Genomic DNA, 15122 nt, shown 5'->3' with positions numbered 1-15122 from the left:
GATTGCGGAGACACACCATGAGCCGAGCCGTTGTCCACGAGACCTTCGGCGGCCTCGAGGTCCTGGAACTGCGCGAGGTCCCCGAGCCGCACGCGAAGGCCGGCGAGGTCCGGGTCCGGGTGAGCGCCCTCGGCCTCAACCCCATGGACTGGGTCCTCACCTCGATGCCCGCGGTCGCGGAGCAGTTCGGCATCACCCTTCCGTCCGGTTTCGGCACCGACTTCGCCGGCGTCGTGGACGAGGTCGGCGGAGGCGTCTCCGGCTTCGCCGTGGGCGACCGCGTCTACGGGAGCGCGCTGAGCCGGGCCGCCGCCGACTTCGCGGTGGTCGACCCCGCGACGGACGCGATCCTGCACACGCCCGACGGGATCGGCGACGAGGTCGCCGCCACGCTCGCGGTAGCGGGGCTGACCGCCTCGGCGGCGCTCGGGGCGATCGGCGTGAGGGCCGGAGACACCGTCCTGATCGGGAACGCCTCCGGGGGTGTGGGCGTGATCGCCGCCCAGCTGGCCAAGCTGGCCGGCACCCGCGTGATCGGAACCGCTTCCGAGGGCACCTTCGGCTTCCTCCGCCAGTTCGGCGTCGAGGCAGTCACCTACGGCCCCGGGCTGGAAGACCGGGTGCGCGCCATCGCACCCGACGGCGTGAGCGCCGCGACCGACCTCTTCGGCACGGAGACCGCCGAGGCCGCGCTCGCCCTCGGCGTCCCCGCCGAGCGGATCTCCACCATCGCCGCCGGCCCCAATCCTCCCGGGGGCGTGCGTGCGACCGGCGGCATCGACGCGAAGCCCGAGGACCTGAAGCGGATCGCCGACGCCGTCGCCGCAGGTCAGATCACCGTGCCGATCGCCGAGACCTTCCCCATCGAGCAGATCCAGGAAGCCGTGCGACTGCAGGCAGACCGCCACGTCCACGGAAAGATCGTGGTCACCCTCTAAGATGCGGCGACGAGAGCCCGGCCGGGGCGCCGTTCACTCCTGTCCGGCCTGGTCCGGGTCGCGCAGGAGCCGCAGACCGCCGGGCATCTCGGGCAGCGGGAACGAGTACCGGCCGAGCCTGTTGACGTGGTGGCGCACGAACGGGGACAGCCGGGCGACATCGCTGTCGCGGACGTCGACGGGCGACATCGCTGTCGCGTGCGTCGAAGCCCTCGGCGCGCAGGGCGGACACCACGGCGTCCATGTAGCGGGTGTTGAACGGCACCAGGGCGTTGAGGACCAGGCCGGGCGCGCCGATCCTGTCCTCCATGCCTTCCTGGTAGCGCTGGTAGAGCTGTCCGGCACGGCCGTGGAGATCTTCCGGGCGAGCGCGTGGCGGCCCTCCTGGCGGTTGGCCTGAACCTTGATCTGACGCCGGTAGACGGCTCGTCGGCCAGGCGCAGGATGTGCAGGGTCCTGGCGATCCGGCCGTGGTGCGCGATGGTGTCGCCGAGGGCGGTCGGGCGGCCGTCGCGGGAGAGCATGCCGATCACGTCGTAGGCGCGCACCGCGCCGGTGTGGATGGAGCCGATGATCCGCAGCAGGTCCTGCCAGTTCCGCTCGATGCGGTCCAGGTCGATGCGGCCGCGGGCGGTGTCGTTGAACGCCCCGTAGTCAGCGGCGCGGTCGATGCGCCACAGCTTCTGGTCGGGCAGGTCCGCCAGCTGCGGCGCGTGGGTGAACCCGGCCAGGGTGAGCAGGCCGAGCACGATGAACGAACTCGCCGTGGCCCCGGACAGCTCCGCGATCTCCGCCGAGGCATGCCGGTCGAATGAGGGCCTTCAGGGCCTGCTCGGAGTTGTGATCAGCATCCGCAGCGCCTTCACCAGCCGTGCCGCGTCCTTCTCGCCGAGCGGGGCGAGGAACTCGCGTTCCGCCGCCTCGCGGGCTTCCTCCGCATCGGCCCCCACCCGCCTGCCCCGCTCCGTCAACTCAACGACGTTGCGGCGGCGATCCTGCTCACTGCGGCGCCGCTCCACCAACCCCTTGCCCTCCAGCACGTCGACGAGCGCGACCATGGTCGTGCGGTCCACGCCCAGCCGCCGCGCGGCCTCCAGCTGCGACAGCGGGCGGCCCGCCGCCAGCACCGCGAGAACCGCCAACTCCCGTGCGTCCAGCCCGAAGGGGGCCAGTGCGGGCCCAGCGTGCTCGGCCAGCCGCAACTGCGCGTGCTTGAGCAGGTAGCCCAGCCGCGTGCCGAGCAACTCCTCGACCGCGGCCCCGCCGTCGTCATCCTCCGCCATCCCGGCATCTTAACAATCGTCTGATGGTCAGCTGCACTGACGATCAGCTAAGTTGACGGCTATGCCTATTGATGCATCCCAGCGCACGCTCCGTTTCGGAGTCAAGACGACGCCCATGCACCTGGCCTACGACGAGATCCTCCGTGTCTGGGAGGAGGCCGACGAGCTGCCCGAACTCGACGACGCCTGGCTGTGGGACCACCTGATGCCGCTGGCCGGACCGCCCGGCGGCGCCGTCCTGGAGGGCTGGACGCTGCTGGCCGCGCTGGCCGCTCGCACCACTCGGCTCCGTCTCGGCCTGCTCGTCACCAGTAACAGGCTGCGCGCCCCCGCTCACCTCGGAAAGATCGCCACCACCGTGGACGTGATCTCCAAAGGGCGCCTGACCATGGGCCTGGGCGTCGGCGGCACCCGACAGCCTGACGGCCTCAACCCGGCCGTCGCCGGGTACGCCGCCTACGGCCTCCCGCTCCCGAGTCCCGGTGAGGGCCTGGCCCGCCTCACCGAGACGATCACCATCCTGCGCCGCATGTGGACCGAGGAGGTCTTCGATCACGACGGCCCCTTCACCTCCCTGCGCGGCACCCGCAACGGCCCCGGCCCGGTCCGGCCCGGCGGCCCCCCACTGCTGATCGGCGGCTGGGGCACCCGCACGCTGCGCATCATCGCCGAACACGCCGACATCTGGAACGTCCCCGGCCCGCCCCACAACGGCACGGACTGGATCGCCGAGCGCGCCCGCGTCCTGGACGCGCACTGCGCGGCGATCGGCCGTGACCCCGCCGAGATCACCCGCTCCGCGCAGATCATCGTCGACTACGCCGACCCGGCCGCCACCCGCGCCCACGTCCGCGCACTCGCCGCCGTCGGCATCCGGCACGTCGTGCTCGCGCTGCCCCGCCCCTATCCGGACAATGCCGCCCGCTGGCTTGTCGAGGAGATCGTCACCCCTGTCCGCGAGTACGGCGCCTGACGGCGTCTCCGCTATTCGGCCGCCCACCGCCCCTGCCCCGACACCCTCCGGGGCGCGTGCGCGGGTGCGCATGCGACCCCAGGGCACGACGACGCAGCCAGCATCGCGGTGGCGTCGTCGGCGGCCGCGACGTCGACGACGACCAAGCCCGCTCACTCACGTGCGCCTCGTTGATCGGTCCATGTGGGGGGGCACTACGCCCGGGCGCCCCGGGAGGGTTCCGCCGCTGCGGTGTCTTCACCCACCGAGTGGCGGCCGTCAGGGGCTGTCGCCGCCCCAGTCCCAGCGGGCCGGATCGCCGCGGCGCGGATCGTACAGCCCCCGGCCCCGAGGGCCGAACTGCCCGAGCTCTGTTCGGTGGAGTGGATGCCCAGCATCGTGGGTGCGCACCGCGGCATCAGGTGCACGGCATCAGGTGCACGGCATCGGTTGCGCGGCATCGGGGGCACTCAGTGGCCGGCCTCCCGGCTGCGGAAGCGGTCCGGGCTGCTGCGGGCGGTGCGCCTGCTGGTCGTCCTGGCGCACCGGGTGCACTGCACCGGCGAGGACGGACCGCTCGTACTGCAACGGGGCGCGGGGTATCTCCCGCTCCCCCGGCTCCAGTTCCGAGGGCCGGGCGCGGCCGGTGTGCCCGGGTCGGCCGGGGGCTGCCGGTCCGGGTCCGGTGCGGCGGGCGGCAGGCGGCAGGCGGCAGGCGGCAGGCGGCAGGCGGATTCCAGGTCGGCCAGCGACCAGCGGGCGGTGTAGAGGCGGTAGGCACGGACCAGGCCGCGCAGTGTCTTCGGCTCGCCACGCGCCCTCCTTCCACCCCTCGCGCAGCTGTGCGAGAGGCCCGACCTTCCGCTCGGCGGGCGCGTCATCTTCCCGGCAACACAGAAAGGCCCGGCCCCCCTGAACCTCGCGGGGCCGGGCCTTCATTGCTCACGAGGCATCGAACGGTCAGAAGTAGGCCCGCCACTGCTGGGAATTGCCGCCGGTGCACTTGACGAGCGTGACGTGGGCGATGGCCCCCGACCCCTCGGCAAGGCAGGTCTTGGTCACGTTGTTGATCAGCTCGTTGCCCGCGACGGTGGGGTAGAACTGCCACAGGGCTGCCGGGTCGCTGGACGAACAAGGCTTCATCGTCGCCTGACCGTTGCGGGCGACCAAACACAGCCTGTCACCCGCGTTTTGCCGCAGTTCGGAGAGCTCGCCGATGGCGTCGTTCACCAGCCAGGTCTGGTACGCGCCCTCGTTGCACCCTGTCGCGTAGGGCCCGTAGTCGGCCCGGTAATCCAGGCAATCGAGCGTGGCCGCGTTCTGCAGGTGTGTGTAGCTCGACGACGCGTTCGCCGGCGCGATACCCAGTCCCCAACCCAGCACAACGGCCGCACCCACGGCGGCAACCTTCTTCATCAACGCAGTCCCCCTTGGCTTGTTCCGGCATGGCAGAGCGCCGCCGAACAGTAAACACGGGATACCAGCCGGAAGGTGCGTTAACGGCCGACTATCTTCACCCACGGCTTGCTGCTGCCATCACGTGGCGCGAGGGCCGGGCAGACTTCGGCTCATGGCTTGGTGTCCACCTGCACCTCGTACGTGGCGCTGCCGCCCTCGACCAAGCTGATCGTGGCGGTGAAGCCGTTCAGCCGTTCGGGTGCCAGCACGCGTGGCTGTCGAGGGCGGCGGCGCGGATGGACACGGCGACGTCGACCAGGCGGTCGCCGACAACGCAGCAGTTCAGAGCGGTTGTAATACCCGTGGGGGCTGGAGTCGCCGTTCTGCGATGGCGTTTCAGTAACGGAGCTCTCGGACGGCGGTGAATCCGTAGATGAGAGCTATGCCGGAAAGACCGATGATCACGGGCGTACCCGTCTTGGCCTGAGCGCCACCGGCTACCGGTACAGCCCTCTGACACGGGCCCCGGTAAGGGGACCGTGATCGTCACGGCGGAGGTTGAACGCAGCCCGTGCCTGCTCGTAGGGATTGGCGGAGGACCGGGCGAGAGACGCGGCGGTCAGCGAGCAGTGCAGTGCATACTCGTCGTCGCCGCTCTCGCGCCTGGTGCGGGCCAGGTCGTTCAGTACGTCGCAGCGCAGGCCGGGCTCGCCGATCGCTTCGGGTCTCTCCAGTGCCCGCCGGTGGTGTTCCAGTACTTCTGGGTATCGGCCGCGCACCCGCAGCACGCTGCCCAGACAGGTGAGCGCCTCGGCCTCGCCGCGCGGATGGCCGATCTCCCGGTACAGCGCCAGCGCCGCCCATAGCGGTGCCTCCGCCTCGGCTATGTCCCCAGCAGTAGCCGCGCCTGGCCCACCCTCTCCAGGGTGTGCGCCTCGCCCCGGCCGGTCTCCGATGTGCCGGAACAGTCGCAGTGCCTGCTCGAAGTCGGCCAACGCCTGCTGATGGTCGCCCAGCAGCATCCGGCACGCTGCCAGATTTGCCGGCGCGCCGGCCTGCCCGCGGCTGTTGCCACTCATGCTGCAGTGGCAGCACCTGCTGCAGCAACCCGATCGCCTTGGCGTACTGGCCGTACCCCATGTGGGTGGCGCCCAGGCATGCCAGCGTGCTCACTTCGCCCTGCCGGTTGCCCGCGGCCTGTGCAGTGGCAGGGCCCGCGTGAAGTGGTCCAGTTACTCCATGTACCGGCCCCGCCAGGTGGTAGTCGGTGGCCAGCCAGCCCAGCGCCTCGCCGTGACCGCCGGGCTGGGGCAGGACCAGGCCACCGCCGAGGCCGGACCGGATCGGGGTGGGCACGGCGGCCGGGCCGCTCGCCGTCGGACGAGTACCGGGGATCTTCAGTGCGCGTTTCGGCGCGCCCATCGACGTCGAGGAACTTCGACGCCGCATCACGTCATCGGAGCAGCAGGTGGTGGAGCTGACCGACCGGCTCGAAGAACGCGAACCAGGCTTGACGGCGCCGGTGCGGCCAATCGCGAACTGATGTCCCGCCTCAACGCGCCACGCCCAGGGCATCACCGAGGTAGCCGAGTCACCGACTGACGCGGCTGGGGGCGGCTGGATGGTCGGGCAGGGCCACGGTGCTGCTTACCTTCTCCCCCAGCCTGAGCATTGCGTTCAGGAACAAAGGACGGGACAACACGGTGTTGCGGAACCGTATGCCGGCGGCGGTGCCGGGCGCGAGGAACTTCCCCGTGCGGTCACCGCCTGCCTGACAACCCCTGGCGTACTTCCGGAGCCTGCTCTCGTACCGGGCGAAGGCCACCCGGTGGTCGCCCTGGGCTCGCGCGAGTTCACCGGCCAGCACGTAGGCGGCGACCACTGCGGTTCCCGTGCCCATGCCGCCGATCGTGGCCCCGCAGGCGGCGTCCCCGACGAGGCACACTCGCCCAGTGGACCAGGTATCCACGTCCGCCCGGCTGATCGAGTCGAAGTACAGGTCGGGGGCCTGGTGCAGTGTGTCGAGCAGGCGGGGCACCTCCCAGCCGAGGCTGGAGAACGCGTTGTCGATCAGACGCCTCTGCTGTTCGGGGTCGCGGCGGTCGTACGACAGCTCAGGCGCGGCGAATACAAAGAACGCCCCCGCCTGCGCCGGGTTCCTATGGTCGGCGCCGACGGAGGCGAACCGCCCCGGGACGTTGTAGCCGATCGAGCCCTTTCCCAGGCCCAGGTCGTTGGGCAACTGCCAGGTCGCGGCGTAGTAGCCGAGGTGGCTCACATAGTCCTCCTCCGGGCCGAAGGCGAGGCGACGGACGTTGGAGTGCAACCCGTCCGCGCCGATGACCAGGTCGAAGTCGCGCGATGCTCCGCGCTTGAAGTCGACCCGCACGCCGGAGGAGGTCTCGGTGAGGCCCGTGATCGAGTCGCCGAAGACGTACTCGGTGTGGGGGAGGCTATGTTCGTACAGCACTCGGGCCAGGTCCCCGCGGAGCACCTCCATCTCGCCCCCGGTGAACTCGGCCGGCAGATGCAGCAGCGTTCGGCCTAGTTCGTCGACGAATCGCACCGGGGTGCCGCCGGTCTGGATACGGCGCAGTTCGGGAATCAGGCCCATGCGCTCCAACACGGTCAGGTGCGTTTCACCACGGAAGTCGACGGCCTGACCACCCTTGCGCAAGGCCGGGGCCAGTTCGACGACCGTCGGCCTGAAGCCGTGGCGTCCCAGCCAGTAAGCCAGCGCCGGGCCGGCGATACTCGCGCCGGAGATGAGGACGTTCCTGTTCACGGGCTCCTCCGCTCTAAAAAACTGTGTCCGATGGACACTGATAATTACTGTGTACCGTAGACACAGATAGTTCGGCAAGGCCAGAGCAGGAGGGACGGCGGACATGGGTGGCGAGCACACCGAGCTGGTGCGGCTGCTGTGGGGCCCGCACCCCAGGCCCGCACGGGGACCCCGACCGAAGTTCGATCTGGACCGCATCGCGCGGACCGGGATCGAGATCGCCGACTCGGAGGGGTTGGCCGAGGTGTCCATGCAGCGGGTCGCCGCCCAACTGGGCGTGACCAAGATGGCGCTGTACCGGTATGTGCCGGGCAAGGCGGAGTTGGTCGCTCTGATGGTGGACGCCGCGATCGGCCCGTACCCGGCGGCGAAGACGCGGCGCGGTGGCTGGCGGGAGCAGATGGAGGAATGGGCCCGCCAACTGCTCACCGTCTTTCGCCAGCACCCTTGGGCGCTGGACGCCACCATCGGGCCACGGATCCCGGGGCCTGGAGAGCTGTCCTGGATGGAGCACGCCATTTCGGCGCTGGATGGCACGGGACTGAGCGGTGCCGAGCGGATGGACGCGGCTGTTCTGCTGGTGGGTCACGTCCGCGGCATCACCCAGCAGGCCCGTGCCGCAGGCCCTGCGGGCGACCCTGAGGCCCAGCTCAGCACCATCCTTGGCGATCTGATGCAGACCCACGGTGAGCACTTCCCCGCGCTCACTGGGGCCCTCGCGTCAGCAGCCCAGTCCGACGGACAGGATCAGGCGTGGGAGTTCGGCCTGCATCGCATCCTGGACGGCTTGGCCGCACTCATCGACCAGCGCGCACGCTGACCGCTGCTTGTCTCACAGCCGGCCGGCCTGCCCTGCTCATCGTCGCACGTTGGCAAGAGCCGGTCGTCGCTGAACAGGTGCCGCGCCTCGCCCTCACCTCAGGCGGCCCGGTCGAAGCCGGCGCCGGCCGAGGCGCGGCATCCACGGACGGCTGGCCGGTGAGTCAGCTTGCACTCTTTCGTCGTCGCGTGGGAGAGCGCACGGCGGTCGCTCGCGGAGGCGTGGTGGTCGCCGAGCTCCTGGACCCCGGCGAGGCGCACTGGCTCCAAGAGCAGGCCCGCAACGTCCGCCAAGGCTTCATGGACCCGAAGCAGAAGGCGGCGTTCGAGGAGTTTCTCGCCCGACAGCCATCCCTCGATGAGCAGTGACACGCGACTCACTCTTCGGCCACTGGATCATCAGGAATCATCCGCAACGCGGGCCTCCTCGTGATGGCGCAGCAGCCCCATCGCACCGCCGCGATGATCCGGGCGTGCTCTCAACGCTGGGGCGGGGTGCCGAGTACGGCCAGGCGCTCGAAGGCGCCGAGAACTGCTGCGGCCTCTCGTACGTGCGGTGCGGCACTCCTCCGGAGCCCGTTCTCGTGAACACCGACCGGCCGTGTCAGAGGGTGCCTTGCGGAGTCATGGACACCTGCTGCCGGAACTGCAGCAGCAGGCCATTCCGCGACGCACCGCCTGAGGGCTGCATAGGCCGCCGGATGGCCCGGTGGGAGGGGGAAGAGTCGCAGTGAGAGCACGACTGCCCCTGGCCGCGCCGACGGGTCCCGGCCGCGGCCACCGCGGCGGCCGGCGACGTCGGCGCCGCAGGCGGCGATCCACCGGGCCCGTGGCTGGGGGTGTCGCTGATCCATGTGTCGGTGGCGGGGTCCCCTCAGCGCACGCAACGGGGCGGGGTGCCAGTCCAACGGTGCCACCATGAGTGGCCCGCAGGCCCGGAGCGGCTCCGGCAAGTGGAGCCTTCGAGCAGTTCGGCGGTGCCTCTTGAGGGTGTGCGAGACCGTCTGGGCGGATGTCGAGGACGTGCCTGGGTGAGCCTGTTCCGAACATGGCCGGGCCCAAGGCCTGACCAGCAGGAACGTCAGCCCACTGTTCCGAACAGTCTGTTGCCGTTGCCCCCGCCCGATCCACCTGCGCAAGCTACCGAAAGGTCCCGCCGGCCGGGAGCGGCGGCGTTCCGTACGACGGCGCGTCGTCTCACGCGATCCGTGCGGAACCGGGAAGTGACCTCGGAAGCATCCACTGAGATGGGGGAGAACGATGCGTTTGCTCTTCAGGAGACTCGCCATAGCCGCCACCGCGGCCACCGCTGGCCTTGCCCTGGCCGTACCGGCATCCTCCGCGGCGCCGGCCGGCGCGCCGGGCGGCACGATCGCCCAGGCCTGCCCCTTGACCTGGCACCCGGACCCCGACGACTACAGCGGCGACTACGGCGCTGCCACGGTCTCCCAAGCCGACGGGGCCCCCTTGCGGTCCGGGCCGTACGAGGCGTGCGGTTCGCTCGCCACCCTGAAGGACGGCTGGCCCATGACCGTCTACTGCTACTACAGCAACGACTACGGGAACACCTGGTTCTACGTCAGCGCCTACCCCGACTGGCAGACCGGGTGGATCTACTCGCGCAACGTCGACTGGGACACCGCCGTGCCGTGCTGAACGGCCTCCCCGCGGCCGCGCGGCTCGCGCGGGTGGGACCGGGCGCGGCATCCAGGATCCTCCCGCGGTACGAGGGAGCGGCCTGGCCCGGGGCAAAGGTCGCGCTGGTGCGCGGGGCGGTGATGTCGGTGGCGGCAGGCAGGACGAGGTTCCCGTGCAGTCGATGACGATCATGTTGTCGTCGCCGGCCGCGGTCGGCAGACCGGGACCGATCCCCACGATCACCGTGCCGCCGATGAGGATGCCGGCTTCCTGCCAGTCGCCCGCCCAGCAGCGGATTGCCGGTGATCACGGTGCCGCCGGTCAGCAGCAGCGGCCGGCCTTCCGTTGTGCACAGGTCGCACAGCACGCTGTCGTCACGGCGAGGCTCACCCAGGGTGGCGGTGGACATGCCCGTACCTGCTTCGGTCGTCAGAAATCCATGGAGGCGGAAGGGGATGGAGGGGGCGGCTCGCCCTCTCCGGCCCGGCGGGACGCGGGCTGGTCCGGTGAAGACGCGGGCCGTCGGCATCGAGGAAGGGGGCCTGCGTCAGGCGGCGGAAGCGTCAAGGACCTGCTCAGCCAGGTTCTCGGCCTTCGGTACGCGGACGACGCGGACGACGCGGACGAGTTGCTGGGGCGGCTTGCGCAGGTCGTCAGGTTCGGCGCGGAGGCGCGCCAAGTCCTCGGTCCGCTTGGCAGACGTGCCGCCTCGGCCCCGGCGAGCGGCGGCGCGCCCATCAGCAGCCGCACCACGGCGTCGGTGATGGCCCGCACCTCCGCGGCATCATCCGGGCCGACGCCACGGCCGGCGTGCTGCGCGGGGACCGTGCCGGCAACGCGGGCGAGCCCCGACCGCGTCAGCGGCGCCCATGGCGATTTCGGAGACCGCTCCCACTGCCCCGGCCAGGGCTTCTGCACGCTCACGGGTGCACCACCGAGGAGTGCGGAGTCTGCTCACGGAACCGTGCCCCGCCTGAGGTGAGCAGGCGGGGCACCACCACGTCAGCTTGCGACAGCGCTGACAGACAACAGCCGGTCAGCTCAGCGAGACGTCCACACCACAGGCCGTTACCGCATTCTCGCCCAGGGCGCCGACAGCAGCACCGTTTGGGCCCGGTCGCCTGTCAGGACTCCAGGTTCTTCAGCACCCCGCTGGTGTGGAACGTGCCGATGGCGGTGGACTGGCCGATGCCTCCGCTGAGGTGGCGTGTTCGTCGCTCCCACCACTGGGGGTCGGTGGCCCGCTCGTAATCGCTGCGCAGGCCGGCCGGGATCAGGCGGAGGCGTTCATTGGGAAGATCTCTGCCGTTGGCTGCGGCCCACGCTGAGATCTCTTCGAAGTCCGGGGCCGGTGAACCCTTGACCGCGTACGCGGGAAGAGGATCCTCGGCGAGTACGGTGCGGGGCAGTGAGAGGCCGAAGCGCTTCTCGAAGACGGCCAGGCCTCGGCGCTTGCGATCGTCGTAGTCATCGGTGTGGGGATCGCAGTAGGTCTCCCCGTCGGGGTGCAGGATTCCGGCGGCCGCGAGATCGGGCAGCAGCAGGTCGGGCTCCTGGCCGTAGCGATGGCTTTCCTCGCACAGCCCGAATCCGCAGACGGTGCGGCCGTCGCGCGCATACAAGACGATGGTGGGCGGGTGTTCCGCGTTGTAGTGGTAGTGGACGGCTTCCACCCCGTCGCGTGAGACCTCCTCCAGTCGGTTGAGGTAGGGGCCGTAGGCAATGGCGAACGCCCAGCCGGCGTGCTCGCCGACGCGTACCACGGCGCTGCCCGGCCCATGGTCGGGAAAGGCATCGAGATCGAGGGCAGCCATCTCGGCGTCGGTCATCGGTTCCGTCCCGGCCCCGTGTGGCGCGCCCAGGCGAAGGGCCAGTTCCTCTGCGTCGATACCGCGAGCGAAATGCACATCCAGCATCCACCCCGAGCTCGTCGTCGCGCCGACCATCCACTGAATACCGTGGTCCACGTGCCCTCCCCTTTCGGAAACGAACGGCCCCTGCCCGTTCGTGCGTTCGTGCGTCGGTGATGACCATAGGAGGGCCCTGTGACATCGCACCCTCCCTCGGCCCGTACAGCCGCCCAGGAGCGGGCGGAGCGCGAACGCCAGGCGGTGGCCGCCGCCGGGCTGTCCCGCCGCACGGCCGAGATCCGCACCGACCGTCGTCCCCCGCTGGGCGTCTCAGCTGCTGGATGTTCTCGGCTTCCTATTGAAAAACACGCCTCGCCGTACACAGAATGCCTGCATGACTGCTGCTGGGGACCTGCTCGTGGAACGCCTCCACGTCGATCTGTGTCGCCGGTCCAGCGCCGCCTGTCGCGGCTGACCTCTTCCCCCCCGGGACCGCTCTGTAGTTTTCCTGCTCGCCGGATTCCCCCCTGCTCTTCCGGTTCGGGGTTCTCCTGACGTCGTCCGCGGTCCCTCCGCACCCTGTGCAGGGGCCGGCCGCTCCCGGGCGGTTCGCACCTGACATCGCCTGCGGCCCTCCGCACTGTGTGCTCTGCTGCTCGACGCCGAGCCGCTTCGGGCTGCCCTCGGCGGGCCCCTGCTTCCACCTGTCCTCTCCCAGCTCCCGGAGTGCCTTGTGCCCGGATTGACGTTCCACTGGTTCCTTCCCACCACCGGCGACAGCCGCCACATCGTGGGGGGCGGCCACGGCTCCGTGCCCGGTGCGGCCCGTGGTGACCGGCCCGCCACCATCGAGTACCTCGGGCAGATCGCCCGCAGCGCCGAGCAACTCGGCTTCGCCGGCGCCCTGACCCCGACGGGAGCCTGGTGCGAGGACGCCTGGGTGACCACGGCGATGCTGACGCAGGTCACCGAGCGACTGAAGTTCCTGGTGGCGTTCCGGCCCGGGCAGATCAGCCCGACGCTGTCCGCGCAGATGGCCGCCACCTACCAGCGCCAGTCCCACGGGCGGCTGCTGCTGAACGTGGTGACCGGCGGCGAGTCGAAGGAGCAGCGCGCGTACGGCGACTTCCTGGACAAGGACGAGCGCTACGAGCGCACCGGGGAGTTCCTCGACATCGTGCGTCGCCTGTGGGCCGGAAACACCGTCGACCACGAGGGCCGACACCTGCGGGTCGAGGGTGCCCGGCTGAACCGGCGGCCCGACCCGGCCCCACAGGTCTACTTCGGCGGGTCCTCCACCGCCGCCGGCCACGTCGCGGCCCGCCACGCCGATGTCTACCTCACCTGGGGTGAACCGCCGCAGCAGGTCCGGCGGAAAATCGAGTGGGTCCGCGCACTCGCCGCCGAGCAGGGCCGCACGCTGCGGTTCGGCATCCGTCTGCACGCCATCAGCCGGGACACCTCGGCCCAGGCGTGGGCCGAGGCACATCGACTGCTGGACGGGATGGACCCCGAGCGCATCGCCGCCGTGCAGCAGGCACTGGCCACCAGTGAGTCGGAGGGACAGCGGCGGATGCGGCAACTGCACGACGGCAGTACCGAGCGCCTGGAGATCTACCCCAACCTGTGGGCCGGCGTGGGGCTGGTAAGGGGCGGGGCCGGTACGGCACTGGTCGGCAGCCACGAGGAGGTGGCCGACCGCATCGAGGAATACCACGAGCTGGGCATTGACGAGTTCATCCTCTCCGGCGTGCCGCACCTGGAGGAGGCCTACTGGGTCGGCGAGGGGGTGCTGCCGCTGCTCGAACGACGCGGCCTGTGGCACCATCCCGCCGCGGCCGGCGCGCTCGACGGAACGTCCGGGCCCTCGGCGCCCGACACCGAGCCGGGTCTCGTCCCTTTCGTCGGCCGATGACCGCCACACAGGCGGCGCACGCCGCCCAACCACCGTCCCCGTCGCGGACCGGCGCCCGGCGACTGCGCACGGTGGTGCTCTCCAGTCTCTCCGGTACGACCGTCGAGTGGTACGACTTCTTCCTCTACTCCACGGCCGCCGGCCTCGTCTTCGACAAGCTGTTCTTCCCCACCGCGAACCAGACGGTGGGCACCATGCTGTCCTTCGCGACCTTCGCCGTCGGCTTCGTCGCCCGCCCCCTCGGCGGCCTGCTCTTCGGCCACATCGGCGACCGCATCGGCCGCAAACGGACCCTGGCGTTCACGATGGGCCTCATGGGCGTCTCCACCGCGCTGATCGGCGCACTGCCCACCTACCGCCAGGCCGGCCTCCTCGCGCCCACTCTGCTGCTGGTGCTGCGCATCGCGCAGGGCGTGGCGCTGGGCGGCGAGTGGGCCGGCGCCGTGCTGCTGGCGGTGGAACACGGCCCGGCAGGACGCAAGGGCCGCTACGGCAGCTTCCCTCAACTCGGCCTCGCCTTCGGCCTGGCCTTGGGTACCGGCGTGTTCGCGCTGCTCAGCAACATTTTGAGCGACGCCGCCTTCCTCGGCTACGGCTGGCGGGTCGCCTTCCTCATCAGTCTGCTTCTGGTCGTCATCGGCCTGGCCGTACGGTTGCGGGTCCCCGAGACGCCGGACTTCACCGCCGTGCGGCGCCACCGCGAGGAGTCCGGCGAACGGGGAGCGGCACCGTTGACAGAACTGGCGCGTGAGCGCACCTTGCGGCGGCACACGCTGCTGGGCATGGTGGCCCGGTGGGGCGAAGGGGTGTCCTTCAACACCTGGGGCGTGTTCTGCCTCACCTACGCGACGCAGACGCTGCACCATCCCCGTACGCCGGTGCTGCTGGCGGTGACCACGGCCTCGCTGGTGATGGCGGCGCTGCTGCCGCTGTCCGGTGCCCTGGTGGACCGGGTCGGCGCACGCCGCGTCTACCTGGCAGGCATGGCGCTGTTCGCGCTCTCCGCCTACCCGGCGTTCTGGCTGTTCGGCGCCGGCGGGGGCTGGGCGTTCGCCATCGCACTGGTGGCGACACTGGGCGTGGTCCACGCTTCGTTCTACGGAGCCCAGGGCACCCTCTTCGCCGCGCTGTTCCCCACCCCCGTGCGCTACACCGGCATGTCGGTCGTCTACCAGGTGTCCGGCATCTTCGCCTCCGGCCTGACACCGCTGGTCATGACGGCGCTGCTGGCCCTCGGCTCCGGCACACCCTGGTACGCCTGCGGTTATCTGGTCTCCACAGCGCTGGCCAGTGTCTGGGCCACCACCCGGCTCCGCGACCGCGACCTCCACCTCGCCACCGGCAGGCCCCCCGCCCCCTCCCGCACGGACACACCGAGCGACACCGAACGGAACAACAGTGGCCGCGAAGTACCGATCACACCTCCCGCACGGTAGGAGGCAACCGACCATACGACCGAGGCCCACATCGGGATCAGAGGCCCATATCGGGATCAGCGACCCACATCGGGATCAGCGGCATCAGCCTCAATCCGCAATGCGCCC

The 15122-nt window shown here is 70.6% G+C and carries 15 protein-coding genes and 2 pseudogenes; 9 read left to right on the top strand and 8 right to left on the bottom strand.

The features are described from left to right. Nucleotides 1–17 precede the first annotated feature (17 nt). The gene (locus ACSMXW_RS36730) at nucleotides 18–938 is read left to right on the top strand and encodes an NADP-dependent oxidoreductase (protein WP_485802883.1); all 921 of its coding nucleotides are present in this window, start codon (nucleotides 18–20) and stop codon (nucleotides 936–938) included. 33 nt (nucleotides 939–971) lie between these two features. On the opposite strand, the pseudogene ACSMXW_RS36725 reads toward ACSMXW_RS36730, so the two are convergent. Continuing rightward, a pseudogene (locus tag ACSMXW_RS36725) lies at nucleotides 972–1708 on the bottom strand (Tn3 family transposase); the annotation flags it as partial. A 51-nt stretch (nucleotides 1709–1759) separates the two neighbouring features. Further along, nucleotides 1760–2221 carry a MarR family winged helix-turn-helix transcriptional regulator gene (locus ACSMXW_RS36720; protein ID WP_485802881.1) on the bottom strand — a complete coding sequence of 154 codons (462 nt, stop codon included), beginning with the start codon at nucleotides 2219–2221 and terminating at the stop codon, nucleotides 1760–1762. A gap of 61 nt (nucleotides 2222–2282) precedes the next feature. On the opposite strand from ACSMXW_RS36720, the gene ACSMXW_RS36715 reads away from it, so the two are divergent. Further along, nucleotides 2283–3194: an LLM class flavin-dependent oxidoreductase gene (locus ACSMXW_RS36715; protein ID WP_485802880.1), complete on the top strand. Its 912-nt coding sequence runs from the start codon at nucleotides 2283–2285 to the stop codon at nucleotides 3192–3194. An 11-nt stretch (nucleotides 3195–3205) separates the two neighbouring features. On the opposite strand, the gene ACSMXW_RS36710 is transcribed toward ACSMXW_RS36715, so the two are convergent. Beyond that, a complete protein-coding gene (locus tag ACSMXW_RS36710; RefSeq protein ID WP_485802878.1) occupies nucleotides 3206–3340 on the bottom strand; it encodes a hypothetical protein in 135 nt (44 codons plus the stop codon). 220 nt (nucleotides 3341–3560) lie between these two features. Here ACSMXW_RS36710 and ACSMXW_RS36705 point away from each other — a divergent pair, with 220 nt between their 5' ends. Then, a complete protein-coding gene (locus ACSMXW_RS36705) occupies nucleotides 3561–3941 on the top strand; it encodes a hypothetical protein (protein WP_485802876.1) in 381 nt (126 codons plus the stop codon). 192 nt (nucleotides 3942–4133) lie between these two features. On the opposite strand, the gene ACSMXW_RS36700 is transcribed toward ACSMXW_RS36705, so the two are convergent. Both ACSMXW_RS36700 and ACSMXW_RS36695 read right to left on the bottom strand, forming a co-directional pair. Continuing rightward, entirely contained in the window at nucleotides 4134–4589 is a 456-nt protein-coding gene (locus ACSMXW_RS36700; RefSeq protein WP_485802874.1) for an RICIN domain-containing protein, read from the bottom strand. A gap of 479 nt (nucleotides 4590–5068) precedes the next feature. Further along, entirely contained in the window at nucleotides 5069–5650 is a 582-nt protein-coding gene (locus tag ACSMXW_RS36695; protein WP_485802873.1) for a hypothetical protein, read from the bottom strand. A gap of 269 nt (nucleotides 5651–5919) precedes the next feature. Between ACSMXW_RS36695 and ACSMXW_RS36690 the strand changes: the two genes are divergently transcribed. After that, nucleotides 5920–6114 (top strand): hypothetical protein, encoded by a 195-nt coding sequence (locus ACSMXW_RS36690; protein ID WP_485802871.1) that lies wholly within the window; start codon nucleotides 5920–5922, stop codon nucleotides 6112–6114. A gap of 48 nt (nucleotides 6115–6162) precedes the next feature. On the opposite strand, the gene ACSMXW_RS36685 is transcribed toward ACSMXW_RS36690, so the two are convergent. After that, nucleotides 6163–7356 carry an FAD-dependent monooxygenase gene (locus ACSMXW_RS36685; RefSeq protein ID WP_485802869.1) on the bottom strand — a complete coding sequence of 398 codons (1194 nt, stop codon included), beginning with the start codon at nucleotides 7354–7356 and terminating at the stop codon, nucleotides 6163–6165. Between the two features lie 103 nt (nucleotides 7357–7459). Here ACSMXW_RS36685 and ACSMXW_RS36680 point away from each other — a divergent pair, with 103 nt between their 5' ends. The 3 genes and pseudogenes from ACSMXW_RS36680 (at nucleotide 7460) to ACSMXW_RS36670 (ending at nucleotide 9831) form a co-directional block, all read left to right on the top strand. Next, nucleotides 7460–8176 (top strand): TetR/AcrR family transcriptional regulator, encoded by a 717-nt coding sequence (locus tag ACSMXW_RS36680; protein WP_485802867.1) that lies wholly within the window; start codon nucleotides 7460–7462, stop codon nucleotides 8174–8176. Nucleotides 8177–8349: 173 nt separating this feature from the next. Further along, nucleotides 8350–8544: pseudogene (locus ACSMXW_RS36675) on the top strand (hypothetical protein); the annotation flags it as partial. Between the two features lie 891 nt (nucleotides 8545–9435). Continuing rightward, entirely contained in the window at nucleotides 9436–9831 is a 396-nt protein-coding gene (locus ACSMXW_RS36670) for a hypothetical protein (RefSeq protein WP_485802865.1), read from the top strand. 529 nt (nucleotides 9832–10360) lie between these two features. Here the strand turns inward: ACSMXW_RS36670 and ACSMXW_RS36665 are convergent. Further along, a complete protein-coding gene (locus tag ACSMXW_RS36665; protein WP_485802863.1) occupies nucleotides 10361–10492 on the bottom strand; it encodes a hypothetical protein in 132 nt (43 codons plus the stop codon). 445 nt (nucleotides 10493–10937) lie between these two features. Next, nucleotides 10938–11780, bottom strand: a complete 843-nt coding sequence (locus tag ACSMXW_RS36660; RefSeq protein ID WP_485802861.1) for a DUF6461 domain-containing protein — start codon at nucleotides 11778–11780, stop codon at nucleotides 10938–10940. A gap of 616 nt (nucleotides 11781–12396) precedes the next feature. On the opposite strand from ACSMXW_RS36660, the gene ACSMXW_RS36655 reads away from it, so the two are divergent. Together ACSMXW_RS36655 and ACSMXW_RS36650 are read left to right on the top strand one after the other, a co-directional pair. Beyond that, complete coding sequence (locus ACSMXW_RS36655; RefSeq protein WP_485802859.1) at nucleotides 12397–13578, top strand: LLM class flavin-dependent oxidoreductase; 1182 nt, start codon at nucleotides 12397–12399, stop codon at nucleotides 13576–13578. Next, nucleotides 13575–15014 (top strand): MFS transporter, encoded by a 1440-nt coding sequence (locus ACSMXW_RS36650; RefSeq protein WP_485802857.1) that lies wholly within the window; start codon nucleotides 13575–13577, stop codon nucleotides 15012–15014. The genes ACSMXW_RS36655 and ACSMXW_RS36650 overlap by 4 nt, the downstream gene beginning before the upstream one ends. Nucleotides 15015–15122: the final 108 nt, after the last annotated feature.

It is taken from the genome of Streptomyces sp. DSM 116793 (assembly GCF_057320905.1).
The sequence above is the reverse complement of the archived record's forward strand: the minus strand, read 5'-3'. Positions and strand labels throughout refer to the sequence as shown.